A 25,490-nucleotide genomic window follows, 5' to 3' on the forward strand; every position below is an offset into this window, starting at 1 on the left:
CCCCGCCGGGAAGCGGAAAAGGCACTTTCTGTCAGATCGGCCTTCAGATACGGTCCACACCTGGTCCTCCACCCAGCCGTGCGCCGCCGGACCCTGCTCCAGGAATCCTGCCAGCTTTTCGAGGCAGTACGGCGACAGCCGGCATCGTGATCCACTCGGGCCACGCGAGGCCAGAGCTGCGACCCCGCCGTCCCGCCATAACTGATGCCACTGGTAGGCCGACTTCCGGCTCACCCGTGGGATAGTGCTCGCGGCGGGGGCTCTGGCGCCCGCGCATGCCGACGGCAAGACTCCTGGGTCCGCTCAGCGTGGTGGGGTGGTCAGCCAGGACTTGATGACTTCGGCCGGCACCGGCACAGGCGTGTGCGGGGTGAGAGCCTCGGCGATGGCGGCCGCGAGTTCGTCGACGGTACGGACCTGGTACCTCGGCGGGGTGATCCAGATGCGGGGTGCGGCATCGGGGTCGTCCTGGTTGGCGAAGAGCTGGGCGTACAGGCAGGCCAGTCCTTCGTCGTAGCCCCAGGTGCTGTAGTGGTCCCAGCCCGGCATCCAGAACGCCTGCGGACCGGCCCGGAGCGCGTTCGGGGTCACCGGCCGGGGCCGGGGCGGCTGGGTGTACGTCGGCCCGTAGACGATCTCCCACAGGCCGTCGGAGTGCTCGAGGACGTCCATCCGCACGTGCTGCTTAAGCGTGCGCAGCTGGCGGCGGAACTCGTCCGCGTCGAGGCCGGCCCGCTGGGCGAGCACGGGGATGTCGGCGTCCCACAGGTTTAGGCCGAGGATGTCGCCCTCCCCCTGGCTCTGCTCGGCCACGGCCAGGAACACCCGCCGGGCTGTCTCGTCTGCGATGTTCCTGCTGTGTACGTACGAGATGGCATGCTGGCTCACGTGGACGTTCCTTCCTGTCAGCGTTCGACGATGCGGCCTGCGGTGTCCCGGCTGCGCCCGTGGAGGGTGTCGAGAAGGTCCGCGAGGACCGACATGGTCTTGGGCTCGGCCCGAGCGATCTGGTCTGTGACGGCCAGCGCCTGAAGCGTCGGAGCCAGCTGGTTGAGCAAGGCCAAGGCGTCGGGCAGCGTCTTCGCGTAGACCCATTCGGAGTGGACCGCGCCCTCGAGGTCGAACAGGTAGCAGGGTTCACGCAGCCGCGAATAGACGGTCAGGATCAGCGGCATCGTGTACTCCTTCCCAACCCCGGTCCACGTCTCATAACCCGCAGCCTTGATGCCCGCAGTGAGATCGCTATCGGCTCCGGGCTGGTTCATCACCGGATCCTCGGTGATGAACCAGCTCCCCGCGCTGTAGACCCAGCCCTGTTGAGCCTCGCCAGCGCTCTGCAGCGTGCTGTCGTTCATGGCCTTCCCCTTCTTGGTGCGTGCTATCGGTTGTGATCGGCGTTATGCCTGTCAGGCCCGGACCACGGCTCGCCACCCCGCCCGGACGAGTTCTTCGTCGATCCACTGCGTGGTCGAGGCGGGGGGAGAGACGGCTCACCGGGAGGAAAGCCGCATCCTCGACTGGGAAGGATGGGGCCGCGCCCCCTACGGATACGACGCGGCCGCCCTGTACGTGTACGCCCTGCTCACCCCCGACACGGCCGCCCGTATCCGGACCGAGCTGGCCCCCCGTCCTGGACCGGCCCGAGGCCCGCACCGGCCTGCTCACCGTCTGCGCCCAGATCCTTCAGGCCCAAGACCGCATCGACTTCTACGCCGAGCTCGCCGAGCCCGTACGCGAGCACCTGGCCCACCTGTAGCTCTCGCGCCTGCACGGAGTCGACGCCGCGCCGACCGGCGGCCAGTGTCGGCGGGCCGGAGGCGGAGGGCTCCGACCCGGATCCACGCGCCCGGCGCTGGTCATCCCGTCACTTCCGCGGCAACGCCTGGCTGCGGCCGGGTCCGCATGCCCCATCGGGCAAGAGATGGGCCGACAGCGCCCAGTGCCGCGAAGAACAACGCCAGCAGCAGCCAGCCTGCTGTGCCGAGTCCGAGCACCACCGTGGTGAGGATCGCGGGGGCGAGAGCCTGGCCCGCGCTGAAGCCGAGACCGAGGACACCTTGGTACTGGCCCTGGGCGTGGTCGGGGGCCAGACCGAAGCCCAGGGCGAAGCCCGCCGATGACTCCCAGACCTCTCCCAGGCTGTGGACGAAGATCGCGGACAGGACCAGCCCTGCCGCGGCCCAGACCGGGGTGTACGCCGCCAGCGCCATAATCGGGCAGCTGACGAGGAAGAGCAGCCCCGCCGTGCGAAACGCCCGGCCGCCGTCGTGTGGGGTTTCGATACGCGAGCCGATCCTGGTCTGCATCAGCACACAGAAGAGGGAGTTGACGGCGAACAGCGCTGCCACCGTCCAGCGCGGCGCTTCGGTGTACTCGGAGATCCAGATCGGCAGGAGCAGCGAGACCACCGGGTACTGCAGTCCCATGGCCCCGTAGAGGGCGGTGAATGCCAGGAAGGGACGATCCGCGAAGACGAGCCAGCGCCGCTGCTGCGACGGCGCTGCCAGTACCGGATAGCGGGGCAGCAGAAGCAGCAGCACCGCGCGCAGGGCGAAGCTCGCCGCGTTGCCGAGGATCAGCGTGACGTAGGCGCCGCGGGTGCCCGCGGCCAGCGCCAGCCCCGCACCCACCGTTCCCAGGACGACGCCCAGGTTGACGAACGTGCGCAGCCTGGCACGGAACAGGGCCGGGCGCTCACCCCCCACCCGGACCACCAGCGCGCCCCACGCCGCCCCACCAGCCGCCGCGGCGATCTGGTCGACCGTCGCAATGAGCGTGAGCGCGGCCCAGCTCTCGACGAGGACGAGGGCCGCCATGGACACCGCCTGGATCACGAGAGCCAACATCATGATCATGCGTGCCCCTCGCCGGTCGGCGAGTTGCCCGCCTGGTATCCCCGCGCACAGGCCGATCACTCCGGCGATGGTGAGCGCGGCGCCGACCTGCACCGCGGGCAGGCCCACGACCAAGGTGAAATAGAGCGCCGACGCCGCGTTGAACAGACCATTGCCGACTCGGTTGACGAAACTGGCGGCGATCAGCACGCGTTCGGGCCCGCTGTCCCCCGCCATCCGGCCTATTCGGCCTGCCAAGCCGTCCTTGATCATGGACGGCAGGCTAACAGCGGCCGCTGATCCAGCAGCAGTCGCACCAAGATCGCGTGCTCTGGTTGCGCCACACGGACGAGGAGCGCTCGACCCCTGAAGGTTCTGTCGTCAAACGATGGGTCGCTGCAACCCTGTTGCGCCGACTGGTGACTCTGAACCTCACAGATTGGCGTCGGCGGGGCACCGCCCGCGGCTGCTGCGCGTGGCGGAGACCGCGGCGATGGTCCAGGCCGTCACCCACACGGCTCCCACAAGCAATGCCGCGAGCGCGGTGGGCATATGGGGAGGGGTGGCACCCAGGCTCGGCGCCAGGCCCGCCGCGCGGGCACCGAAGCCCTCACCACGGCAACTGAAGGCCGACCGCTACCCGGCTGGTCCACCGACGCCGGCCGCACCGAGGACATCCGGTGGCGCCAGGCCCGCACCACGCTGCTCGAGGCCGTCGCACGCCACCACCACGCTCACCTGCTCGCCGCCATCGTCGAGCTCGGCGGTGAGCTGGAGCTCCCAGCTACCCGTAGCGGGCGCTTCAGGGGCGCCGTCATCCCAGAAGGCTGCGCGGTCAGCGCCGGCCGCCGCCGATGCGGCGGTCGTCGGCCAGTGCGGTAAGAGGGCCGAACTCGCGGGCAAGCTGGTTCCACGTCAGAACCTCGCCACAGCGGGCCGGGAACTCCTTCGGGTTGAACTCGGGCATGGTCCAGGTGCCAGTGCCCCGGTCCCGCAGCCACAGGTCCCCGTCACCGTCGACCACAGTCGGCGGGACCGGTACGGGCTCGGCCTGATCGGTGGGTTCCCAGGTGACCCGGCCCGGGTGGGAAACGCGGCGCAGCTCGGTGGTGGCCAGCCGCGCGGCCAAGTCACGGGTGGACTCTTCGGCGTCCTTGACCGACGCGAGTCGGAATGCGTCGTCAAGTACGGGCAGGGCTGGATTCTTGCTGCGCTTTGAACTCATACGCTGACTACCTCCGATGGGGGGCGTCACATCCGTTATGGCACCCCGTAGAGGAACACGGTATCCGAGGCGGGAGCCGGGCCGGCTACGACCACTGTCCAGGTGGAGGCGCTGGCACACCGGGCGGTGGTGGCGAGCATCAGCAGTCGGCAGAGGTCGTCGCGGTCGTTCTCGTCGTACCGGAAGCGCAGGTGGTGGAGGAAGCTCTCCGGTTCGTCGTCCGGGAGGCCGATCGGCCTGACCTGACCCGCACCCACACGTCACCAGCCACCCCGGCGCCTGACCCGCCGCATCACAGGGCCGGCACTGCCCCGGCCGGAAGGCCGGTAGCCGCGCACACCCACTTTTCTGGACGTTCGGGCCCCGCCCTCGCGCGAATGGGCGCAGAGTTCGATGAATGCGAGAACCCGGCAGTGGTGGCGAGGAGAACATGGTGCGCCCGAGTGTGGGCCCGGAAGCACAGGCGAAGCAGGCCTGTGCTCTGGAGCGACTGAAGGAGCTGCGGGCAATCGCCGAGCGGGCCCGACTGGCGGCGGATCAGGCTGAAGCCGCGCTCCTGGATGCCTCGGTCGAGCTCATGTTGGACAGGGTGTTGGACCCCGGGGAGCTTTGGGGACCTCCGAGATCGCGAACGCCTCTGGCATTCGTTCGCGGATCCTGAGCAAGGCCGCAGGCTCTTCGCCTAGGTACGCCCAACTGCTGGAGACGGCGAAGGAACTGGAAGAAGGGTGAGGCCGCCAGCACGGTAGGCAGCCCTCAGACGCTCTTGAAGCTGGCCTCACTGCTCCGAGCGGACTCTGCCTCTCCCACCCCAGGCAGGACCGCCATGTTCGGGGACCCCGCCCCTGCCACCTTCGACCGCATGCCGGCCGCCCAGAAGCCCGCCGCCGACCAGCTCGGCCTCGAAGCCACCGGACGTCGAGTGTGGGGTACCGGACTGCACCAGAAGGCACTCGACGACAGCCTGACTCGGCCCACGTTCAGGAGATGGCAGCACGGAGATCCGGGCGCACCGCGCGGATCTCCGCCAGTTCTGCGGGCAGAGGAGTCGCTTCGCACGGGCTCCGCTCTCCTCGACCCGGGCTGGCGGTGTGACGGCAAGTCCGGGGGCGAGGGGCGGTGAGCCGCAGCCACCCTCCTGGGGTGCCCGAGGCGCCACCAGAACACCCCAGTGATCTTGCGTCGGCCACTCACCGCACCGGTCGTAGGTCTCCCATCACTCGTATGCGGGTGTGGACACGCCCACGACCAGTCTCTTCTCGACCGCGTGGCCGACGGTGGCCGGGCTCGGGTTCTCGATCATGACGGTCATGCGATGGTGCTCCTCTCGATCGGTTCGAGTGGTGCAAGGGGTGCAGCCGCCCCGGGGCCGTAGGAGTGCGGGGCGGGGGGCCTGTGGGGCGTCAGATCAGCTCGACCTCGATCGCCAGGGCGCCCAGGGCTTCCTTCTCGGGGCCGTAGATGGCGCGGATGTTGGTGAGCTGCTGTTCCCGGCTGGCGGAGGGGTTGACCTTCTCCGGGCCTTCGCCGTCCAGGAGGGCCTCGAAGGTGGGGTACTCGGCGACGCGGAGCACTGCGACCGCGCACCGCTCGTCGGTGTCTCTGATGCGGAACTCGATCCGGTCGCCGGCCGCGAGGTTCTCCAAGTGTGGGTACTTCACCCGGACCTCGATCGTCTTGGTGCCGGAGGCCACCAGCTCGAAGTACTGGCGGTAGAGGTTGAGGTGGTGGGTGGTGCTCATGCGGGGGTACGGCTCCCTGTCGTGGTCGTCATCATGCGGCCGATCTCGGCGGCCGAGTACGAGCGGAAGAAGTGGCGGGGGTCAGCGAAGAGGATCTCTGCGAGTGTCAGCAGGTTCTCGGCGTACTCGGTCAACGAGCCCGGCCACTGCCGCGTGTCAAGCATCCACGGTTCCGCGCCCTCGGGCAGCGCCGCGCCTCCCTCGCGGATCAGGGACTTGGAGAGCTTGGCACCGGTGTCGGTGACGATCTGCGGGCAGAACAGCCGGGCGGGAGGCTGGGCCAGGGGGAAGCCGAGGGCCTGGAGGGCGCCGTCGACCAGGTGGGAGCCGAACACCCAATCGCCGCCCTTGACCATGACGGGCAGCGTGTCCGGGTCACCTGCCGCGGAGAGTTCCTTCACCAGGTTCCGGTAGAGCGTGGCGAGGTCGAGGTAAGAGCCAGCGCTGGGGGCAACGATCCCGCTGTACGGGCCGTGGTGGAGGCAGTGGGCGTAGACCTGGGCGCAGTCCTGGCCCTCGATGACGACGCGGGTCCGCTCGGCGTACTTCTCCGCCCAGCCGCAGCCCGGCTCCAGGCAGGGGACGCGGACGTGCGGCATGCCCGTCGAGGGGGCCAGCCACCAGCGGGCCGCGTCCAGCCGGGACAGGATGCGCAGCCACGTCCGCCGGTACGTCTCGGTGCGCTGCTGCTCGGAGTACGTGTTGATCTCGTACCCGATTCCGGTGAGCGCGGAGAGAGCCTCGAACAGGGTGCCGTACACCTTCTCCACCTGGCCCCGGATCTCGTCCTCGCCGAGGGCCTGGGCGTAGGCGCGCTGGTAGCGGTGGCCGCTGGTCGGGTCCGTCGCAATTTCGTGCGGGGCGTTGTCGAGGGCGCCGAAGACGATGCTGACGGGAAGGTCGAAGCGGTCGCGGACGCGTGCCGCTGCGGCGAACGCGAGGGACTGGACCAGGGAGGTTCCGATGTGCGGGGCGCCGTTGATCTGGGTGCCCACGGTGAAGACGACGCGCTCGGGGGCCTGCGCGCGGATGCGCGGGGTGAGGACGTCCTCGGCATAGGTCAGTGCGTTGGCGAGGACGGTGTTCGGCGACGCGGGATGGGCGGACACGGCTTCTCCCTCGGGGTCGGTGGTCCATGCGGTGCTGTGCGGGGGTCAGCGGGCGTCGGCCTGGCGGAGGGCCTGGTGGTCGGCGATGACCCATTCGACCCCGCCCCCTTCCGGCCTGATGAAGACCGCCTCGGGGATGACACGGCGGGTCGCGGGGTCCTCCCACTCGCCGATGAACTGCACGACCCCTTCCCGGTCCCTGGCGGGGTCGAAGATCCGGGCGCCTTCGTACAGCCAGGAGGGGCGCCTGCTCACTGCGTACCGTCCTCGCCGGCAGGAACGACGCGGGCGTGCAGCGCGCCGAGCTTCTGCCAGCCCCGTTCCGCTCGCGCCATGAGGGCCAGGGAGGGCTGGCCGTATGTCTCGGCGGTGTCGGCTTCGACCGCGAAGGCGTCCCAGGGGATGCGTTCGGCGGGCTGGTCTTCGAGCTGTAGGGCCCGGGGGCGGTTGGGGAGTTCGGGGCCAGGCATCGAGCGCTCCTCTCCGAGGCGGTGCAGCGGGATGCAGGGACCGGGGAGGACGACTACGCCCCCGCTGCCGGGGTGGTGCGGCGTCAACCTCGCTCCCGCATAAGGGGGCTGGTCGATCCCGCGAGATGAACGTACGGTCGCGCTGCGTGCGGTAGGACTGACTGCGGGTACGTGTTACGGCAGGGGGCCGCACCGGGGAGCGCGCGATGGCCACGAGACCAATCACCGGCACGATCGCGGGCTTTGTGCTGCGCACAGCGCGGGAGTCGGTGCCGCTCACTCAGGCGGGGCTGGCTGAAGCCTTGGGCGTGGACCTGGCCACGGTCCAGGGCTGGGAGTCGGGCCGGCGGCCGGTCGCGAATATGAGGGCGGTGGCTCTGCTCGGGCTGCGGCGGAGGCTGGCTGGGCTCGGTGCGGACGCGACGATCGTTGCCCTGTTGGACGCGGCGATGGACGCGGACCGGATCATTGCAGCTACGCTCCAGCCCGCCGAGGGGTCGCACCCTCTGGCAGAGTGGGTACACACCCGGGACACCGCGCACATGCTTGCGTGGGCACTCACCGGGACCCGGCCGCCCTCTCTTGCAGGTATCCCCTCCCCGCGCCGTCGAGGGCCAGCAGCAGCATCTCCGCTCCTTCATGCTCCGGATCGGTTGGCCTTCTTCGAGCGGCTGCGCACCACGACGGAGGCGGCCCCTCGGACCGACCCCCAGGGCGTGCTCCTGCACCGGCAGGCCCTGTACCTGACCTCCTACGACAAGAGCCCCGAGGCGGTGGCCTGGACGGCACAGGCGCTGCATGACCGGCGCGGTCTGCTGGCCCGGAGGGGATGGACACCGCAGTGGGCCGAAGCGCGTTCAACGGCGACCGCCCTCGCGCGGCTGGGAGACCCGGTGCCGCTGCTCGACTTCATCGAGCGGGCCATGGTGGACGACGACGCGGGCGAGGCCGCGAACCTGAACTACTGGGCCTACTGGCTGGGAGGTACTCCGCTACCGCAGTCCGACGACATGTTCATGCGGGACCGGCAGCTCACGGGCTGGGACCCCGTCACCCTGCTGCGGGGGTTGACGTACGGACTCCATCACGCCCCGGGATACGTCGACCTCTACGCTCACACGATGTGGGCCCTGCTGACGGCCCACCCCTGGCTCCCGCAGGCGTCCGGCCTGCTGGTGCGGGACCTGGCGGAGCGTACCGAGCGACTGCTGGACTGGGGCGGCATCTCCGAAAGATCCCGGCGTGAACTCACCGGCGTGCATTACGTTCTTCGTGATCGAACCTGAAACCGGAGGTCAGCAGATGGCAGACGAGACGGCGAACGTCCAGGGCACAGCTGGATTCCTCTTCGAGATGGGCGTGCTCAAGAACGCGAAGCGGACCGGCTGGTGGTTCACCGGGAACAACAACCCGGAGTCGATCGCCGAGCACTCGTTCCGCGTCGGCATCGTCGGCGCCGTGCTGGCCATGATGGAAGGCGTCGACCCCGCGAAGGTGGCGCTGATGTGCCTGTTCCACGACACCCAGGAGACGCGGATCGGGGACATCCCGCACATCGGACGGCGGTACATCGACGCGGCCTCGAACGAGACCGTCACCGCGGACCAGGTTTCTGCCGCCCATCCGGCAGTCAAGGCCGGCGTGCAGCGCGTGGTGGGCGAGTACGAGAGCGGTGACACCCCCGAAGCGATCGTGGCGAAGGACGCCGACAAGCTCGAATGTCTGGTGCAGGCCGTGGAGTACCGAGCCCAGGGCTACAGCCTGGTGCAGGACTGGATCGACACCTCGTTGAACAGCCTCAAGACGGCGTCTGCGCAGGCCCTCGCGGAGGCCGCGCTGACCATGTCGCCGCTGGAATGGCGGAAGACCTTCCTGGGGCAGTAGCCAGGGTCGGAACCGACGAAGGCTCCACTGACCGGCTCCTGGCCGGGACGGGGCTTTCGTGTTGGTGGAGGTGTACTACGGCGACGTTCAGGATCCTGTGGGTTCCATCGGCATGAGGGAATAGGTGCGTCCGCCGCACCGAACCTTGTCGGCCGGGAAGCTGGGGGCGGGGCCGTGTCTGGCGCCGTGAAGGTGCTGGTTCAGGCAGAACGGACAGCGGGCCGAGATCGTCCAGGCGCCGCCGGGGTCGCGGAAGGCGAAGGCAGGGACTTCGGGTATCCCGCTCCGGTCACGCCGGCGGTAGAGGTACAACACATTTCCCCCGAAATTCGCGAAGCAGTAGACCGTGTCGGCGACGTCGTCCGGGTGACCGTGCCCGTCTTGGTCGCCCGCTGCTCCGGCCAGCCGCGACAGCGTGAGCAAGCCCTCGGGTCCTGGCGCGTCCGGCCCCTGGACACGCCAGGCCAACCGCTGTTCGTACCCAGCGCGCAATGCCTGACGGCATGGGATCCGACGCTCCTCATTGACCACGCGCCCGCCGGCTTCCAGGCGCATGGACATCGGCCACGCATAGAGAGGCGATCCCACCTCCCACGCTTCTCCCACCACGACCTCAAGGAAGGCACCACCTGCTGTGACACCAACCCGTTCTTCATCCCCACCGTCTCTTCTGGGAGTCTTCGGACACCCGGACGACGAATCCCTCCTGGCCGGCGGCGTTCTCGCGCAGCACGCGGCAGCAGGCGCGGTGACCGCCGTGGTCACCGCCACCTGGGCCCCCGACAGCCGCCGGGCCGACGAACTCGCCGAAGCCCTGGCCATCCTGGGGGCGGGAAAACCACGCATGCTCGGCCTCGCCGACGACCGAAGCCCCGAGTCCGCGCCCGGCCGGCCGCGGCTGTGCGACGCCCCGCTGGACGAGGTGGTGGAAGGGATCGTCGAGCACATCCGTGCCGTGAGGCCGCAAGTCGTCATCACCCACGACGCCTACGGGCAGCTGACCGGTCACCCTGATCATGTCCGCACGCACCAGGCCACCGTCATCGCCTTCCATGCCGCAGGCCTCGAACACCGCTACCCGCAGGCAGGCACACCCTGGCAGCCCGCAGCTCTGTACGCGGCCACGCACCCGCACTCTGGAGTGGACACGCTCGGCGCGCTCCTCACAGCGGTGGGGAAGAAGGTGCTGAGCGTGCCGGACGAGCACGTCACCGCGACGGTCGACGTAACCACTTGGTCGGAGCAGAAAATGGCCGCGATCTTGGCCCACCGCAGTGAAGCGGCACGGCAACGGTCCCTCCCCGGGATCCTGACCCGCCTGTCAGACCCGGCACGGAAGTCGATCATCGCGACGGAGTTCTACACCCGTCTCGACGCCGCACCTGGGCCCGTTGGGCAACAACAGCTCACCGTGTGACACGCCACCGGGGCACCTCTGATCAAAAGCCGGTGCACCAGAGGTACTCCCCGCCAACGCGCCTGCTGCCCTGGCTGCCGCGGTCGTCCGTGCGATGCTGCTTCCCTACGACGCGACGGCGATCCGCCCGGGACTTGGCCGCGCTGCTGCAAAGCTGGGGTGCTGGCAGTCAGAGCTGGGTTAGGCCATCGGCCAGCACGCAGAGGGCTTTGCCCACCGCTTCGGCTGCCCAGCCAACCCCAGCGGCCACTTCGGCCTGAGCCCGCGGCACGGGCACCTGCAGGTCGATCTGGCCTGGCTGCTCGACATCGCGCACCAGGAGGTCCCCGGCGACCCTGAGGTCGTGGACTGGGGAGTCCTCGAAGCCGCCCGGGCACGGCACGGCTTCCGTGTGATGGAACCAGCGCCGGCGCGGGCGCCCGGTCCGCCTGGTACGCAGCCCTGGCCACCGCCACGTAATTCCCCAGGCGGGGGCCCCTGTGGCGGAGCCTCCGCCTGGGGGCGTTGGAGGTGCCCCCTTCCGAAAGGTCCTACTCCTGCGTGAGGGTCACTCAACGCAGCCGGAGCACACCGCTGACGCCGGCGTGGTCGGAGGGCCACAGTCCTGACGGGGTTCGGTCGGTCTGGGCGTAGCCCACCTGGTTGGTCGACAGTGCGGTGGCCTTGCCGCGGAAGAGTACGTAGTCGATGCGCTGGGTGAGGTTGGAGGTGGGGTTGCGCAGGTCGGGGGCCTGGCAGCAGGTGAAGCCGGGGTTGCGGTGGCGGGTGGCGATCCAGGCGTCGGTGAATCCGGCGGCCAGGAGGCGGCTGTAGCTCTGGGTGTTCGTCCCTGGTGTCGCGCCGACTCCACCGGCCGCCGAGTTGAGGTCGCCGATCAGCACGGTGGGGAGCGTGGTGTTCAGCGGGCCCGCGAGCAGTTCATCGGTCTGTGCTTCCTGGACGGCGGGGGCGGCGGGCTCGAGATGCGTGGTCACCACCCGGGTGGTGCGGCCTCGTAGCGTGGCGTCGGCCGCTGCCCAGCCGCGCTCGATCCGCAGGGGCGGGTTGGGCGGGCAGCCCAGCACCGGCCGGCAGATGGGCACGTGGTTCTGGAACCGGGCGGCCTGCGCGTTCGCCACGGAGAACTTGTGTGCGGGCAGGTCGGTGCGGGCCAGCAGTACGTCGCGGTCGGTAAGGCGGATGTCCTGCAGGCCGCTGGGCGTGGAACGCGGGGCCTCGAAGTCGCTGCCGACGGTGACGCTGGCCACGGCCTTGTAGTGCTTGCCCCGGGCGGAGAGCTCGTCGAGAAGGATCTGCAGGAAGTCGTACTCCACGTGGGTGGCGCTGCCCGGCCCGGCGGGCGTCTGGCTGCGCCACAGAACGGCTTCCTGGAGGCCCACGAGGTGAGGGTCGGCCTCGGCGATCTCGTCGGCCAGCGCCCCGGCGCGCTCGGGGAAGTTCGTCGCCTGGACATTCGCCCACACCGCGGTCACCGCCGCGACGAGCCCCTGCGGGCTGGTCGCGGCGAGGACGGGCGCGAGGTCGGCGCCCAGGTAAAGGTTGCGGGTCATGACCCGCAAAGGGGTGGTCCCCCGGCCCTCGGCGGCCGAAGCCGCGCCGAGCGAACCCGGCGCCAGGAGTGCGAGCGCGCACAGGGCGGATGTGAACCAGCGACGAGTCATGCGGGCAGCCCTTTCGGTTAAAACCGGACAACTGCCTGCATTCTCGCCGGAACCTATGGTGTTCTCGGGGAGGCGGCGATCCAGGTGTAGGCCGGGCAGCCGAAGCGCGTCACAAGGAAGGGCGGCGAGGCTCCCACGGAGCGGCTGGTGCCGACGGAGCCGACTCCGGGATCCCCCTGGGGAAACGCGTGAACTTCTGGCTGGGGACATACGGACTCTGTCGGGGATCTTGTGGTGCTCCTTCAAGGGCAGGGGCGGCGAGTCACATCGCAGCCCGTTCTGCCGGCACTGACTCAAGACGGAGAAGTTCTTCGGCGGAACAGTCGGAATCAGGGTCTTCTACCAGGCAGAGATTGAGTCCTCGCTCGTCCCGCCGGACCAGAGCCGACAAAAGACAGGAGTCCTTCGGATCGTCGATGCGCAGGGAGACGGTGTCGCCGCTGGTGAGCGCATCGTCAGCGAAGGAGGAACCCGCGTCGTTCGGCGAGCTGAAGAAGCTCCAGCGTCCGGTTGCAGCGTCCGGGCACGATGTGCCTCCCAACATTGCACCGGTCAGGTTTTCCCCCGTCATACCGCGGTCCGCCCGCAAATGCAGAAGAGCGCCGCCTGGACTACTCCACTCGCCCGCAAGCGCCGACTGATCAACGCGAGCCGCGTCTCCACCCGCATCGGCGCAAGCAACGCAGGCCCACGCCAACGTAGCGACCAGAGCCGACCACCATCTCACTGAAGTGCTCATCCCTATCCCACCCCCACATCCGCCCGTCTGAACGCGTTCAGAATAGACGGCAGGCTCAGACGATCTCACAGTGGGAGGTCGCTGTCGCAGGGTCATGGGCCCAGGAGTACGCGTTGGCGCAGGAGGTCGAGGTTGGCTCGGCCGTAGGCCATGCGCTTGATGAGCTTGACGCGGGTGACGTGGCCCTCGACCTGGCCGGAGCTCCATGGTGTGGAGAGACCTGCGGTGACGGCGTCGAGGTCGCGTCGCAGGCCGCTGACCAGCGAGTGGAGGGCTGGGAGGTCGTCAGCAAGGACTCGCTCCATCCAGCCGGGAAGTTGGTCTCCGTGAAGGTGGTGGAGCATCTCGGCGAAGTCGTGGACGTGCCGGGCCGCGGCGTCGAGGTGAGGGCAGGCCGTACGGATCTCCTTCAGTTCCGCGGCGTCGGCGGCCGCGAGGTGTTGGGGGTGCGTCATGATCCAGCGGACGACGCGTCGGGGCTTCGGGGCCGACCTGGGCCGCGGCCGGGACACCGGTTGCTGCCTCCGTCCTGGCTGGCGGGGAGGTCTGAAGGCGCGGAAGTAGCAGCGGAGGCACTGGACGCTCCCGGTAAATCCGCGCTCGCGCAGTTCCCGGTGAAGCTGGGGAATGTCGTGACAGCCCTCCAGCCAGCGGGCATGGAGGTAGGTCTTGTGCTCGTCCAGCAGGGACAGTCGTCCGGTGGCTTTGGCCAGGAGTTCATCGAGGCTGGCGGCGCGGGCGAAGCGGCGGACGGTGGAGTGGTCCAGCCGCAGTGTCCGGCCGATCGCCGTCAGGGACCTTCCCTCGGCCAGCAGCGCCTGGAGCGCCGCGTATCTCTCTGTCGTGCGGGCCACCAGGCGCCGGGGTTGGCCGTTGACGTCGAGCGTGCCGTCCGGCGGGACGAACGGCACGGCCGCCAGCCTGGACGGCTCCGGCGTGACCAGGTCCCTGGCGGGAGCCTCCGCGGCGACCGGGGTCGCGGCGAACGCGGCCTGGATGCAGCCGTGGTGAGAGCCGACGGTTCTTTCCACCGCATCCGCGACGTTCCGCCACAGATGCCAGGCGTCGGCGACCTGCATCGCCTGCGGGGCGCCGTTTCGGGCCCCTTCCGCGTAGGCGCCGGCCCGGTCCCGGCAGATCACCTCTACTTCCGGGTGGCGGCGAAGCCATGCGGCCAGTGGCTCGGCGTCCCGGCCGGGCAGGACGTCGACCGGGCGGCGGGCTTCCAGATCAACCAGGATCGTCGCGTAGGAGTCGCCCTTGCGCAGAGCGAAGTCGTCCACTCCCAGGAATCTGACGGCGCCAGCGGGTGGCTGCGGAACCGAGCGGAGCAGGTCCAGCAGGGCGTCCTTGGCGATGCGGATCCCGAGGGCCGTAGCCAGGCGGGCTCCGGGACGGCCCGCCAAGCACAGAGCGATCGAGGCGAGCATCGACCGCAGCACCTGCGTCTGCCGGGCATACAGCCTGGTCAACCCCTCGATCTGTTCGGCGAACGTCACCGCCGGGCACCGGCTGCTCTCGTGTGCGCGCAGGCTGATGGCGCGGACGCGGGCGCGCTGGAGGGCGAGTAGGTCGTAGAGCTCGTAGGCGGTGGTGGCTATCGGCCGGGTTCGGGCGGTGGCTTCGGCGAGGGTGCGGCGGCGGGTGCTGGTGCTGCGGTCGGCGTAGCGGACGGACAGGGCCAGTCCGCCCGCGGCTTGCTGCCCGTCTCGCAGGCGGGCGGAACGCCCTCAGGCCGCGTCGTGGCGAACGCCGACGCGGCCCGGCCGACCCCGGGGCTTCCGAAGGGCGAGGGCAATGCACGCTCCGGGGGTCAGGTCACGGCGCCCGCGTTCCGGCGGCAAGGGGGCTCACGGGGTCGGAGACCTGCTCCACTCCGCCGCCCGACGCAAGCCGGTGCCGGGCACCTGGTCATCTCCAGGATCCGGAATGCCCCGGTCGCGTCTGATCGGTGACGGCTGAGGGACGGCGAGAGCATCGGCCAGGCCCGGCACGCCCGGCTCGCCCCCAGAGGACGACCGGGCCGAAGCGGCGTTGTCGGCGAGAGTGCGCCGCTGCGGCGCGTTGTTCGCCACAGGCGCCCGCAGGCTGCCGTCACGCCGGGCTCCGCTGCTTCACGCCCCTGCTCAAGCCCTCCCCAGCGGTGAGGATCCGAGCGGACAGTGGCGACTTCCGAATCCGATCCGAGCGGAAAGGGGAAGCGTGTCGCCCTGCGGTGTCGTGAAGTGGTTCGACCCTGACCGAGGCATCGGTCTCATCAGCCAGAAGGGCGCCGGACCGGACGTCCAGGCGGAAGCCTCGGCCATCCATGGAACGGATGGCCGCCTCCGCCCGGGCGAGGAAGTCCTCTTCGACGTCACCCTCGACAGCGCGGGACTACGGGCCGACAACATCCACCGTCCGATCCGCACCGAGACCCAGACCCCCGACCCATCGCACACGGTGACCCTGCACAAGGGAGTCTTCCGCCCCTGGCCAGCGGTGTCACACGTCCCAGAGGTCCTCCAGCGCGAACGCGGTCCGGGCACCTGCCCGGGGCCGTGCCGTGATCTGCGGGCACAGGACATCCAGGAAACAGCGGGACGACCGTGACGCCGCCGTGGGGCGCCGTGAGGCAACTGCGCCTCGGCGGCCGCGACCAGGCCCTGACCATCCTCGTGGTCAGCCGCTGCCGGCGGCTCATCCGCATGCTCTTGCCCTCCGACGTGTTCCAGGATGCCCGGTGGCGCGCCCAGGCCGGCGATCGATCGGCGCCCTCGTGGATCCGCGCTGCCGAGCGAGAGCTCAGCTGGACGGCGTGCCCGGGAACCACACGCCGAGCCACTGCTCCGCACCGTAGTCCTCGAAGCGCTCCACCTCGGTGAACCCCAGCTTCGCCGCGACGCGCATCGAGGCCTCGTTGGCGGTCTGGGTGGAGAGCACCACCGGCTCGCCGGGATGCGCGTCGGCGAACCAGTCGAGCGCCGCCGCGCTCGCCTCGGCGGCGTACCCGCGTCCCCATGCCTGCGGCAGGAACATGTAGCCGAGCTCGGGCTCGCCGCCTTCCGGACGAATGTGCCCCCTGCGCTCCGGGTCGCGCCGATCGAGCGTGATCATGCCGATCGCTGTTCCGTCGTGCTCGACCACGAAGAAGCCGAAACGCTGCCCGGGCACCTCGGGCATCGTGCGCTCGACCTCGTCGCGCGCACGAGCGCCGCCGACGTAGGTACCCACCTCCGGCGAGGCGAACAGCTCGATGAGCGCCGCACGGTCCCGGGCGTCGGACTCGCGGAGCAGAAGCCGCTCGGTCCTGATCGGGGCAGGTGGCCAGGTGATGGTTCCAAGATCATTCATAGCGGTAAACCTATCGTCAGGCGCCTCAGCGGCGCTGCCGGGCGGCATACGCGCGTACGGAGGCCCCCCGTAGACCTGCCCCGCCCCGGCGCTTCTGGTCGCCTCTGCGCGCCCGTCGCGCGATGCACGTTGCCCCGGAATGGTCACCTGGGCCAGGTCGAGCCGGTTGGTCATGTCGAGTTCGAACCGACCGTAGGGGTTGACGCGGGTCCAGAACAGCGGGGACAGCGCCCGCCGGTCGGCGTCGGTGAGCCTGCCGGTCCACTTCGGTTCGGCCGGCACCTCCTGCAGCAGCAGGGTGTTGACGTGCACCAGGGTGGCCTGCAGCAGGTGCAGGGCGAGCGCGCGGCCCCTGAGCCGACCGCAGGTCCTCGCCACCCGGTAACCGGGGGTGGCTTTGTCGCCGAGAGCCGGCTCTGGCACAACTTCTGTGGATCCGTGGCAGCGGTTCCTGACAACCGGATAAAGGTTCGTCCGCAGAGGCCGGTGTCCCTACGCTTGGTCAGAGCGGGAGTGCGCGCATTTCCGCAGGTTGCGGTGCCGTGGCAGAGCGGTCCATTGCGATCGCCGTGGGCGAGGTCCCTCCCACGGCGACTGACGGAGACGGGGCGGACCTGCTCCCATCTGTCTCGCGGGTTCAAATCCCGTCGGCACCGCAGCCGACCCGGACGTAGCACAGCGCACGGACCTGCCGCCTCGCGCCAGGTCCGCAGACGTTGCGCCAGAACCCGAGAGTCAGCAACGTGTGTTGGTCAGAGCCGAGAGCAGTCGGTCAGCGGCTGGAACCGTGCTGTCGGGTTCTGAGAGCGCCGCAGTACTGGATGGTGGACGTCTGTGGTCGCCGGCTCGGTCACGCGGTGGGCCATGTGCCGAGAGCGCGGGCCAGTCGGTCGCTCTGGTCACGGGTGATTCCCTGGGCAAGGCGAGTGCCGGACCGCGGGCTGTGAGGATCGTCGCAGTACAGGATGCCCGGGAACGGGTCCTCGCCTCCCGAGAGCGGGGAGACGCCGGGAAGCGCCCACTCGACGGGCTCCCACAGGGGGTGGTTCTCCAGTAGCGCCCGAGCCGGCCCGGGAGCCTCGTCGTCGGCGACGCCCACCTCGACCAGCGCGTCCGCGACCAGCCCGGTCGCCTCGGAGGGCAGGTCGACGTCGCCGAGCGCGGGCAGCAGGAGCAGCAGGCGGACGCCCGGCGCGTGGACGCCGGTGGCGTCCCGGTCCGGTGTGGCGGCGATGTGCGCGAGCTCGCGCCAAGAAAGTCCCGGGCCCGCATAGTGCCCGTCGATGGTGGCCAGGTACCCGGGCCGGTCCCACTCGGGGTGGGAGATGAAGTACTCGGTTCCCGCGTCGTCAGCGAGGTTACGGCCGACGACGACCGCGGTGTGGCCGGCGCCGAACGGGATCCGGAAGACCGGCCACCGCTGCTCATCGCTCAGGGCCTCGTAGGCCGCGTCCGTGTCGGCCTCGTCAGCGCCGAACCACCCCGGCTCCGGCTCGTTGTCCCCGGTCTGGCACAGCCACAGCAGGTAGGCGGGCCAGAACCCGGGCAGCGACAGCAAGCCCTCCCCCGCGGTCAGCGGGTCGCTCTCGTATCCATCGATCCACACAAGCCCAGACTGCCGGCCGCCACCGACAGCCTTCCCTCCGGGGAGGCGTTTCCGCTTCTCGCCAACATTGCGCAACGCCCCATGACCAGCTGTTCCTGAAAGCCACCGACAATCGCTCTTGCCGGCGACCTACGTAGCCACCGGGGGCACCTCGAGAACGAAGAACAGGTAGCACATCGTCGTCGAGAAGCGTTGGAAGTCGCTGGGGTAGAGCTCGCGGGCGGCCGGATCGGGCTGGGGCTCGCTGATGACGGTCAGACGGAAACCGGTGGCAGAGAAGGCGTCAGTCATCGCGTGCAGCGGCCTGCGCCAGAAACTCATCCGGGCGTTCTGCCCCACCAGGTCGGTCCATTCCTGGGTGTAGCTGGTGGTCGCGTGATAGTCGGGCCGGGGGTCCTGGATGGCGTAGTCCACGAAAGGATGCTGCACCGACGCGATCAGTCGACCGCCGGGCCTGAGCACTCGCCGCATCTCGGCCAGCGTCGGCCCCCAGTCCTCCAGGTAGTGCAGCACCGGCGAGGCGAGGACGTCATCGAACGCACCGTCGGCGAACGGCAGCGGGTCACCCAGGTCGGCCACATGCAGGGCCGCGTCGCCGCCCAGCCGCCGCCGTGCCAGCTCCACCATTTCGGCGCTGGAGTCAAGGCCGGTGACGAGGGCACCCCGATCGCGTAGGGCACCGAACAGGGGGCCGGAGCCGCAGCCGGCGTCAAGGATCCGGCGGCCGACCACGTCCCCGGCGAGGGACAGCATCGCCGGCCGCTCGTAGTAGGCGTTCAGGAGACTGGTCTCGCTCAGGGCCGAGTACGCCTCGGCGAAACTGTCGTAGTCGTTCACCCGGGCCGCGAGTGCGGGCTGGGCATGGTCTTCGGGGGTAGGCACGCTGCGGGCCCTGACCCCGGGTTTTGGACACCGGAGAGACTTGGATCTTGATGGTCCAGGAGAACGGAGTCCCCGTGGGGATGAAGCACTACCCCGCCGAGTTCAAGGCGGACGCGGTCGCGCTGTACCGGTCGAGGCCCGGGGCGACGATCAAGTCCGTCGCAGCCGATCTCGGGGTGAACACCGAGACGCTGCGGAACTGGATTCGGGCTGCCGACGGGCGCCGCCCGGGCGCCCACTCCTCAGCGCCGGCCGCTGCCCGGGATGGCGGTGACGACGTTCAGGCGGAGCTCGCCGCAGCCCGAAAGAGGATCCGCGAGCTCGAGGAAGAGAGCGACATCCTCCGCAAGGCAGCCCGGTATTTCGCGACGGAGACGCGCTGGTGAACCGCTGCCAGTTCGTTGAAGATCACCAGCGCCGTCACGGCGTGAAGCGGCTCTGCGACATCCTCGGCCTCTCCCGCTCGAGTTTCTACTACTGGCGCCGCACCGCGGCCGCGCGGATCGCTCGGCAGACCGCCGAGGCCGGGCTCGCAGCCCGGATACGCAAGGCCCACCAAGACTCCGACGGCACCTACGGAGCCCCCGAATCACCGCCGACTCCGTGACAAAGGCGGCCCGACGGTCAACCACAAGCGCGTCGCCAGGATCATGCGGTCCATCGGACTCGAGGGAGTCCGCCTGCGCCGCCGGCACCGGACCACCGCCGCGGACCAGGCCGTGGCGAAGGCGCCGGATCTGATCGGCCGTGACTTCACCGCATCCAAGGTGAACACGAGATACGTCGGCGACATCACCTACCTGCCGGTCAGCGGCGCGAAGCCGCTCTATCTCGCGACCGTCATCGACCTCGCCTCCCGCCGCCTGGCCGGATGGGCGATCGCAGATCACATGCGAACCGAGCTCGTCACCGATGCCCTGGCGGCCGCCGAACGGACCCGCGGGAGCCTGGCCGGAGCGGTGATGCACACCGACCACGGATCGCAATACACGAGCAGGGCCTTCGCTGAAATCTGCAGGTCAGCAGGGGTCAGGCAGAGCATGGGCGCGGTCGGCTCCAGCGCGGACAATGCCGCCGCGGAAAGCTTCAACGCCGCCTTCAAGAGGGAGACGCTCAAAGGCCGGAAGGCCTGGTCGAGCGAGCGCGAGGCCAGGCTCGACGCGTTCCGCTGGCTGACCCGATACAACACCCGACGCAGGCACTCCCGCCTCGGCCGGCGGTCCCCGATCGCCTACGAAAACGACCTCCGACCAACAGCAACTACCCTGGCCCAAGCCGCATAGACGTGTTCAACATCCGGGGTCAAGGCCCCTTCGTGTCCGTGAACACGGCTCCTGGCCTTCGGTTCCGGCATGGCCCATCAGCGATCTTGACGGCGTGTCCGCGCTGTCTGACGGTCATCGGGCCTTGATGCCCGCGTGCCCGACCGCCCCGCCTTCCACCCCCTGCCGATCGTCCGGCGGACCGCCCCGGCACGTTGTTGCGCTTCAGATCCTCCCCACAGTGTGTGATCACCCCCTCACGAAACGGTCCACCACGCTGCGGACCGTGACCGGCCGACCCGCGGCAACTTGCCGCCGCCGAGGATCAGGAGCGCGGCCTGAACGTCCACCTCGCGCTACCGATCACCGAAGGCCCGTTGTGGCTGCCGACGAGCTGGGCGGTGGCGGAGTTACGCATGGGCGTCTCTCCGATCTTGGCGCAGGAAGACAGCCGACGGGGCCGTAACGCCGGCACGCCCCTACGTCGGCCCGTGCTGATCCAATCGAACCGCACGTGTCCATTACCGCTCGGCGGCCCCCAGGTCGAACGAGAAGGTCCCCCTCCCCCGGCTGGCCGGGAAAGGGGGACCTCGCGGTTGGCAGATCTACTCGGGCCTGCAAAGCGGTCCGAAACGGCTAGTGCTCGACACCGACCGGGATCAGCACCGCGACCAGTTTTGTATTTCCACTGGTTACTTGGGGACTACCCAGGAGTTCTGCCACCTCTGTCAAGATGGACAGCGCTTCAGCTGTAGCGCCCGCACGAAGGGATTCATGCTGGGCAGCATCCTCCCAGAGGATGACGACTCGGGTGGATGCCAGGCTGAGAAGGCCACCGAACAGGGAATCGGAGAGCGCTTCCCAACTGCGTGCAGTCTGCACAGGCGGATCCATGGGCAGATCCCGGCGAAAGGCCTCGAAGATCGCCTCGCGGTCGCCCGATCCATTGGTCCTCAACCGTAGAAGACACAGTCTTTCGAGCGGGGCGTCAGTCAGGAGGCGACTGACCTCTTCCTCGCCGACGAAGGTCACACCCGATTCGTATTCCATGTCTCACCGAACCCGTACGAAGGCGGGCTTGCCGCTGTCACCATAATGAGTCCACGTGTAGTACGTCTCACCAGTGAACTGGTTACGGACCACTCGCAGTGGGCCCGGCCCCGAGGTTCCGGCAGGCGGTGCAACACGATACTCCAGGTAGGGAGAGTGTTCACCCACACCACCGGGGAGGTCGACGTCACGGTTGTTGAATTTCGTCCCCCACTTGATGCTTGTCGGTCCGGTGGGCACCGTATTGGCAGTAATGTGCGCCAGCGTGTCGTTGAGTGCGGCTTCTTCTGCTGCGGGCAGCCTGCTGGTTATCCAGGGAACCTGCGGACAGGGAACAGGGCCACCCGTGTTGTGTACCAGGACAGGAGTCCGGCCCGCGAGCACGTAATAGGTGTGCAGATCGTCAACGGTCAGGTTGTAGGCGGGCTGCAGGGTCCTCCAGTGACGCACCGACCCGATCTTCGCGGTCGCGCCCTGAGCGGTGAGCAGGGTGTCGCCGGCCTTGAGATCGGCTGCATCGGTCCAGGTCCGCGTGTTCTGGGACCAGAACGGGTGGTGGGCCGTCGCGGTGACGGATGCCGCCTTCTTCCCCGCCAGGGTGATGTCGGTGAAGTCGCGGTCGTCCGGCGTGTAGATGGTGGCTTCGACACGACGAGGTCCGGACGTTCCTGTTTCCGGGTCTGCGGCTTGGACGAAGTCGCCGACACGGATCTTTTCAATGGGCCGTGCGGATCCGTCACCCATCAGGACAGGAGTACCGGCAGGGAAGCTGTTCCGGCCGACCGGGCACACGGGCGGCGCCTTGCGGAAGACCTCGGAGAGGTCGTCGAAGAGCTTCTTGGCGTCCGGGCCGTACTTCTCGCCGTAGCGGGCCCACTTCAGCGGGGTGGTTCCCCAGCCGGCGAAGGGGACCATCGAGGCGCAGGCGAGGCCGGCGTCGAGCCAGGCACCTTCGCGGCCGATGGGGTGGAAGTACTGCACGGTGCCTTCCACCGCATAGATGGCACAGTTCGCACCGTCGGCGATCTCACCGACGCCCGGAATCATTCCGAGGATGTCGAGCGTGCCGTGGAGCAGGTCGAGCCGCACGCCGAGCGGCATGTCCGGTGGGAGCATGCCGGTCGTGAGGAAGGTGATTACGCCGGTACCGATCTTGATGAGGTTGCGCTTCTTGGCCGCAGCCTCTTCGGCCTGCCGCTTCTGGACCTCCCTGTTGTATTCGTCGATCATGAAGCGCTGGACGGTCTGCGCATGCTTGATCTGCGCGGCCTCATTGCTCATGCCCGCGTTGATCGCGGAGGTCTTGGCGGCTTCGGCGGCTTTGAAGGCGCTCGCGGCGTAGTCCGCGGCTGCCAGGGAGCTCGCGTAGGCCGAGGCGGCCGATTGCTCGGCGCTCGCCGCGCTGCGTGCGGCTTGGACTTCTGCGTTGCGTGCGGTGGCCGCGGAGGCTGCGGCTTCGTTGGAGGATTTGCGGGCGTTGTCGGCGGACTGCTTGGCCTGGGTGGCGTAGCCGCTGGCCTCGTTGGCGTATTTGGTGGCCTGTTCGGCGTGTTCCCTGGCTGCGTTGGCGTCCTTCTGCGCGTCCGATGCGGCTTGGGCGGCCTTGAACGCGTCTTCGTAGGCGCGGGAGGAGGCTTCGTGGGCCGCGGCTGTGATCGCCTTGATCTGGGCGATGTGGGCCGTGTTGAGCTGGTCACGTCGCTTGGCGCGGTGCTGGCCGGATTCGACGAAGGTGCGGAGCTGGGTGTCGGGGCTGGCCAGCGCCGTTTCGGCGGCGGCCTTGACCTCGGGGGTCCCACCCTCGGCCAGGCGCGCGGCGGCGACGCGATCGTCCTCCAGGCGTGCCCGGTGCTGGCCGGCCTCAAGGAAGTCGTTCAGGGCCTTGGGATTGGCATTGTCCAGTGCCGCCGAGGCTGCCTCCTTCACCACCGTGCCACCGGCTTCTTCGATGCGGGCGACCTCGACTCGGCGGTCGGGGGCTGCGGCCTGGTACTGACCGGTGGCCAGGAAGGCGCGCACCTGCGCGGCATCGCCCGTGAGGGCGGTGGCGGCGGCGGCGCGAAGGTCCTTGTAGCCGCCTGTCAGCGCGATCTGGTTGACCTGCTGGCGTTCGTCCTGCTCGGTCGCCTTCTTCCAGCCGTCGGTGGCGTAGGCGATGACGGCTGCGTCGTCGCCAGCGAGGGCGGCTTCTGCGGCCGATCGGGACCAAGGGCCGTGGACCTGAAGGGCGGTGAGGGCCATCTTGCGGCCGGTGGCGGCGATCTGCGTGCGGTTGGCTCCGGGCTGTTCGGCCTGGATGGCCAGCTGGGCGAAGTCGCCCTCGAGCTTGTTCCGCTCCTGCAGCAGCCGGTTCATTTCCGCCTTGGCCAGGTCGTAGAGCTCCTTGGCATCGGCGGCCTCGTTCACCTGGGTGGCGGTGCGGGCCTTGACTTCCTCGGCCTCGCGGGCGCGGGCCTTGTCCTGGACGGACTCGATCTGCTTGACGGCCTCACCGGACCTCTGGGCGGCGGCGAGGGCTTCGGCGGCGTTCGCCTTGGCCTTGTCGGCAGCGGCCTGGGCGTCGCCGGCGTGTTCTGCGGCCTTGCGGGCGGCAGTGGCAGCGTTCCGGGCGTGGGCCGCGGCCGAACGGGCGGCCGTGGCCGACTCCTGGGCGGCGGTCGCTGCGGCGTTGGCGTGCGCACGGGCCTGCTCGGAGGCGCGCTTGGCCTCGGCGGCGTGGCGACGGGCGGAGTTGGCGGCGGCCTTGGCTTCGCCGTAGTGCACGCCGGATTCTCGGGCCCACTTGTCGGCGTCGTCCGCCTGGCCGGCGGAGGCGGTCATGTCGTTGATCGCCGAAAGCGCCGCTTCCAGCGCTGCGTTGGACTGCCTCAGCGTCTCGCGCATGGCGTCGGCGGAGTCCGCGATCTTCATCGCGTCGGCGGCGGCACGGTCAGCCGCGGCGGCTATGTCCTCGTGGACCTTGCCCGAGTTCGCGGCTGCCCAGGCACCGTCGGCGGCCTGGGAGGCGTACAGGGCTGCGGTGGAGGCGTTGTGGGCCGCCGTAGCCGCCGCTTGGGCGGCTGCATTTGCGGCGCGGGCGGCCGCGACCGCCGTACGGGCTGCCGAAGCGGCGCGGCGGGCGGACTCGGCCGCTCGGCGTGCGGCGTCCGCTGCGCGCCGAGCGTCGCCCTTGGCGGCCTTGGTCTCCGCGGCCGCCTTGGCGGTCTCCTGCTTGGCGAGGGCTGCGGATGTCTTGGCCTTCTGTGCCTGTTCCTCCGCGCTCTTACGGGCCTTCTCGGCTGCGGCCTGGGCGTTCTTGGTCTGCTGAGCCAGGTCGGTGATGGTGGCGTGTTCCTGGTCCTGGGCGCGGGTGATGTGCTGCCCATAGGTCAGGAAGTCGCGGACATCGTCGATCGAGCCGCTCAGAGCGTCGCCGGCGGCACGTTTGGTGGCCGGCCCTCCGTCGGCCTCGATCTGCGCGACACGAAGGCGGGCATCGTCGTCACGTTGCTTGTACTGGCCCTCCGTCAGGAATGCCTTGATGTCCTCAAGGCTGCCCGCCATGGCCTTGTCGCCGGCTTCGCGGGTGCTGAGGCCTCCGCCTTCGGTGATGCGGGCGGCCTCGAGGCGCTGGTCGTCGGCGAGCGGTGCCTTCCAGCCGTCCTTCATGAAGGCGGCCAGCTGCTCGGGCGTCCCGTCGAGCGCCTTGCGGGCCGCCTCGCTCACGCCCGGACCGGCTTCGGTGACCAGCTTGAGCGCGGCTTCACGGAGGTCGAGGTCGTCGGCGATCTTCTGGCCCTGGGCCAGGTACGCGCGGAGCTGCTCATCGGTGCCGACGAGGGCAGATCCGGCGGCCGCCTTGACGGCCGGGCCTCCTGCCTTCCAACTGTTGACCACTCGTTGACGGTCGGACAGCGGAGGTGTGGCTGGTTCGTCCGCGGCGGCGGGCGCCGCAGAGACCAGTCCGGCGAGCATGGTGAGTGGGAGCAGAACGCGGCCGGCCCGTCTGGCCATGGCGTATCCGTTTCCCCATCCCGTGGTACGCCGGCTTCTGTTGCGAAGCACGGAGTGTTGTTCCCCTCAAAGATGGTACTGAGGCAGTCCGCGGCATACCGGAGCTGCACCCTGGTCAGCGACGGGGTGCGTGCGGGCTCCATTGCCCGCAGGCGTGCGGCGTTGAGGCTGCTGCCCTCCTTGAATCGGCTTCCCCAGGCCGGAGGGCAGCAGTCCCCGTCCCCCCGCCCCCCGGCGCGCCGGGGAACAGAACTGCTGGTTCAGCAAACGGAGACTGCGCGCT

Annotated in this window: 23 protein-coding genes, 1 tRNA gene and 5 pseudogenes; 8 read left to right on the forward strand and 21 right to left on the reverse strand. The window is 69.5% G+C overall.

Translation table 11 applies throughout. From position 1 onward, the window contains the following. Positions 1–303 precede the first annotated feature (303 nt). Positions 304–888, reverse strand: a complete 585-nt coding sequence (locus AB8A24_RS06985) for a hypothetical protein (protein WP_369475142.1) — start codon at positions 886–888, stop codon at positions 304–306. 17 nt (positions 889–905) lie between these two features. Continuing rightward, positions 906–1,355, reverse strand: coding sequence for a hypothetical protein (locus AB8A24_RS06990; RefSeq protein ID WP_369475143.1), 450 nt, complete (start codon positions 1,353–1,355; stop codon positions 906–908). 154 nt (positions 1,356–1,509) lie between these two features. Here AB8A24_RS06990 and AB8A24_RS06995 point away from each other — a divergent pair. Continuing rightward, positions 1,510–1,756 (forward strand): annotated as a pseudogene (locus AB8A24_RS06995) (hypothetical protein); the annotation flags it as partial. Positions 1,757–1,856: 100 nt separating this feature from the next. Here the strand turns inward: AB8A24_RS06995 and AB8A24_RS07000 are convergent. The 7 genes from AB8A24_RS07000 to AB8A24_RS07030 form a co-directional block, all read right to left on the reverse strand. Beyond that, positions 1,857–3,107, reverse strand: a complete 1,251-nt coding sequence (locus tag AB8A24_RS07000) for an MFS transporter (RefSeq protein WP_369475144.1) — start codon at positions 3,105–3,107, stop codon at positions 1,857–1,859. Between the two features lie 562 nt (positions 3,108–3,669). Then, positions 3,670–4,059: a hypothetical protein gene (locus AB8A24_RS07005; RefSeq protein ID WP_079403197.1), complete on the reverse strand. Its 390-nt coding sequence runs from the start codon at positions 4,057–4,059 to the stop codon at positions 3,670–3,672. A 35-nt stretch (positions 4,060–4,094) separates the two neighbouring features. Then, positions 4,095–4,316, reverse strand: a complete 222-nt coding sequence (locus AB8A24_RS07010; protein WP_328959739.1) for a hypothetical protein — start codon at positions 4,314–4,316, stop codon at positions 4,095–4,097. Positions 4,317–5,462: 1,146 nt separating this feature from the next. Next, positions 5,463–5,801: an ASCH domain-containing protein gene (locus AB8A24_RS07015; protein WP_328959740.1), complete on the reverse strand. Its 339-nt coding sequence runs from the start codon at positions 5,799–5,801 to the stop codon at positions 5,463–5,465. Further along, positions 5,798–6,910, reverse strand: a complete 1,113-nt coding sequence (locus tag AB8A24_RS07020) for a hypothetical protein (protein ID WP_328959741.1) — start codon at positions 6,908–6,910, stop codon at positions 5,798–5,800. The genes AB8A24_RS07015 and AB8A24_RS07020 overlap by 4 nt, the downstream gene beginning before the upstream one ends. Positions 6,911–6,955: 45 nt before the next feature. Continuing rightward, complete coding sequence (locus tag AB8A24_RS07025; RefSeq protein ID WP_328959742.1) at positions 6,956–7,165, reverse strand: hypothetical protein; 210 nt, start codon at positions 7,163–7,165, stop codon at positions 6,956–6,958. Continuing rightward, the gene (locus AB8A24_RS07030; protein ID WP_328959743.1) at positions 7,162–7,380 is read right to left on the reverse strand and encodes a hypothetical protein; all 219 of its coding nucleotides are present in this window, start codon (positions 7,378–7,380) and stop codon (positions 7,162–7,164) included. Before AB8A24_RS07030 ends, AB8A24_RS07025 begins: the two co-directional genes overlap by 4 nt. Before the next feature lie 206 nt (positions 7,381–7,586). On the opposite strand from AB8A24_RS07030, the pseudogene AB8A24_RS07035 reads away from it, so the two are divergent. From AB8A24_RS07035 to AB8A24_RS07045, 3 genes and pseudogenes are all read left to right on the forward strand, one after another. Then, positions 7,587–7,724: pseudogene (locus AB8A24_RS07035) on the forward strand (helix-turn-helix domain-containing protein); the annotation flags it as partial. 309 nt (positions 7,725–8,033) lie between these two features. After that, on the forward strand, positions 8,034–8,666 hold the full coding sequence (locus tag AB8A24_RS07040) for a hypothetical protein (protein ID WP_328966152.1): 633 nt from the start codon (positions 8,034–8,036) through the stop codon (positions 8,664–8,666). Positions 8,667–8,682: 16 nt separating this feature from the next. Continuing rightward, a complete protein-coding gene (locus AB8A24_RS07045; RefSeq protein ID WP_369475145.1) occupies positions 8,683–9,264 on the forward strand; it encodes an HD family hydrolase in 582 nt (193 codons plus the stop codon). An 87-nt stretch (positions 9,265–9,351) separates the two neighbouring features. Here AB8A24_RS07045 and AB8A24_RS07050 read toward each other — a convergent pair whose 3' ends face one another. After that, the gene (locus tag AB8A24_RS07050) at positions 9,352–9,825 is read right to left on the reverse strand and encodes a hypothetical protein (protein ID WP_369475146.1); all 474 of its coding nucleotides are present in this window, start codon (positions 9,823–9,825) and stop codon (positions 9,352–9,354) included. Positions 9,826–9,898: 73 nt separating this feature from the next. Here AB8A24_RS07050 and AB8A24_RS07055 point away from each other — a divergent pair, with 73 nt between their 5' ends. Continuing rightward, entirely contained in the window at positions 9,899–10,681 is a 783-nt protein-coding gene (locus AB8A24_RS07055; protein ID WP_328959745.1) for a PIG-L family deacetylase, read from the forward strand. 169 nt (positions 10,682–10,850) lie between these two features. Here AB8A24_RS07055 and AB8A24_RS07060 read toward each other — a convergent pair whose 3' ends face one another. The 5 genes and pseudogenes from AB8A24_RS07060 to AB8A24_RS07080 all read right to left on the reverse strand — a co-directional run. Next, positions 10,851–10,997 (reverse strand): hypothetical protein, encoded by a 147-nt coding sequence (locus AB8A24_RS07060; RefSeq protein WP_328959746.1) that lies wholly within the window; start codon positions 10,995–10,997, stop codon positions 10,851–10,853. Between the two features lie 235 nt (positions 10,998–11,232). Further along, positions 11,233–12,342 carry an endonuclease/exonuclease/phosphatase family protein gene (locus AB8A24_RS07065; RefSeq protein WP_369475147.1) on the reverse strand — a complete coding sequence of 370 codons (1,110 nt, stop codon included), beginning with the start codon at positions 12,340–12,342 and terminating at the stop codon, positions 11,233–11,235. A 262-nt stretch (positions 12,343–12,604) separates the two neighbouring features. Further along, a complete protein-coding gene (locus AB8A24_RS07070; RefSeq protein ID WP_369475148.1) occupies positions 12,605–12,913 on the reverse strand; it encodes a hypothetical protein in 309 nt (102 codons plus the stop codon). A gap of 260 nt (positions 12,914–13,173) precedes the next feature. Next, positions 13,174–14,580, reverse strand: coding sequence for a transposase (locus AB8A24_RS07075; RefSeq protein WP_369475149.1), 1,407 nt, complete (start codon positions 14,578–14,580; stop codon positions 13,174–13,176). A 33-nt stretch (positions 14,581–14,613) separates the two neighbouring features. Further along, positions 14,614–14,796, reverse strand: a pseudogene (locus AB8A24_RS07080) (hypothetical protein); the annotation flags it as partial. A 505-nt stretch (positions 14,797–15,301) separates the two neighbouring features. On the opposite strand from AB8A24_RS07080, the gene AB8A24_RS07085 reads away from it, so the two are divergent. Continuing rightward, a complete protein-coding gene (locus AB8A24_RS07085; protein ID WP_369475150.1) occupies positions 15,302–15,673 on the forward strand; it encodes a cold-shock protein in 372 nt (123 codons plus the stop codon). A 192-nt stretch (positions 15,674–15,865) separates the two neighbouring features. Here AB8A24_RS07085 and AB8A24_RS07090 read toward each other — a convergent pair whose 3' ends face one another. Then, positions 15,866–16,414: a GNAT family N-acetyltransferase gene (locus AB8A24_RS07090; RefSeq protein ID WP_369475196.1), complete on the reverse strand. Its 549-nt coding sequence runs from the start codon at positions 16,412–16,414 to the stop codon at positions 15,866–15,868. Positions 16,415–16,609: 195 nt separating this feature from the next. Continuing rightward, a pseudogene (locus tag AB8A24_RS07095) lies at positions 16,610–16,837 on the reverse strand (Tn3 family transposase); the annotation flags it as partial. Positions 16,838–16,950: 113 nt separating this feature from the next. Here AB8A24_RS07095 and AB8A24_RS07100 point away from each other — a divergent pair. Next, positions 16,951–17,070 (forward strand) — tRNA-Gly (locus AB8A24_RS07100). A gap of 194 nt (positions 17,071–17,264) precedes the next feature. Here the strand turns inward: AB8A24_RS07100 and AB8A24_RS07105 are convergent. Next, on the reverse strand, positions 17,265–18,020 hold the full coding sequence (locus tag AB8A24_RS07105) for a hypothetical protein (protein WP_328959751.1): 756 nt from the start codon (positions 18,018–18,020) through the stop codon (positions 17,265–17,267). Between the two features lie 129 nt (positions 18,021–18,149). Next, positions 18,150–18,902: a class I SAM-dependent methyltransferase gene (locus tag AB8A24_RS07110; RefSeq protein WP_328959752.1), complete on the reverse strand. Its 753-nt coding sequence runs from the start codon at positions 18,900–18,902 to the stop codon at positions 18,150–18,152. A 74-nt stretch (positions 18,903–18,976) separates the two neighbouring features. On the opposite strand from AB8A24_RS07110, the pseudogene AB8A24_RS07115 reads away from it, so the two are divergent. After that, positions 18,977–20,185 (forward strand): annotated as a pseudogene (locus AB8A24_RS07115) (IS3 family transposase). Positions 20,186–20,800: 615 nt separating this feature from the next. Here AB8A24_RS07115 and AB8A24_RS07120 read toward each other — a convergent pair. After that, positions 20,801–21,214 (reverse strand): barstar family protein, encoded by a 414-nt coding sequence (locus AB8A24_RS07120; protein WP_328959753.1) that lies wholly within the window; start codon positions 21,212–21,214, stop codon positions 20,801–20,803. 3 nt (positions 21,215–21,217) lie between these two features. Then, the gene (locus AB8A24_RS07125) at positions 21,218–25,207 is read right to left on the reverse strand and encodes a polymorphic toxin-type HINT domain-containing protein (protein ID WP_328959754.1); all 3,990 of its coding nucleotides are present in this window, start codon (positions 25,205–25,207) and stop codon (positions 21,218–21,220) included. Between the last annotated feature and the right edge of the window lie 283 nt (positions 25,208–25,490).

It is taken from the genome of Streptomyces sp. BF23-19 (assembly GCF_041106355.1).
In the GTDB taxonomy this organism is placed as follows: Bacteria; Actinomycetota; Actinomycetes; order Streptomycetales; family Streptomycetaceae; genus Streptomyces; species Streptomyces virginiae_A.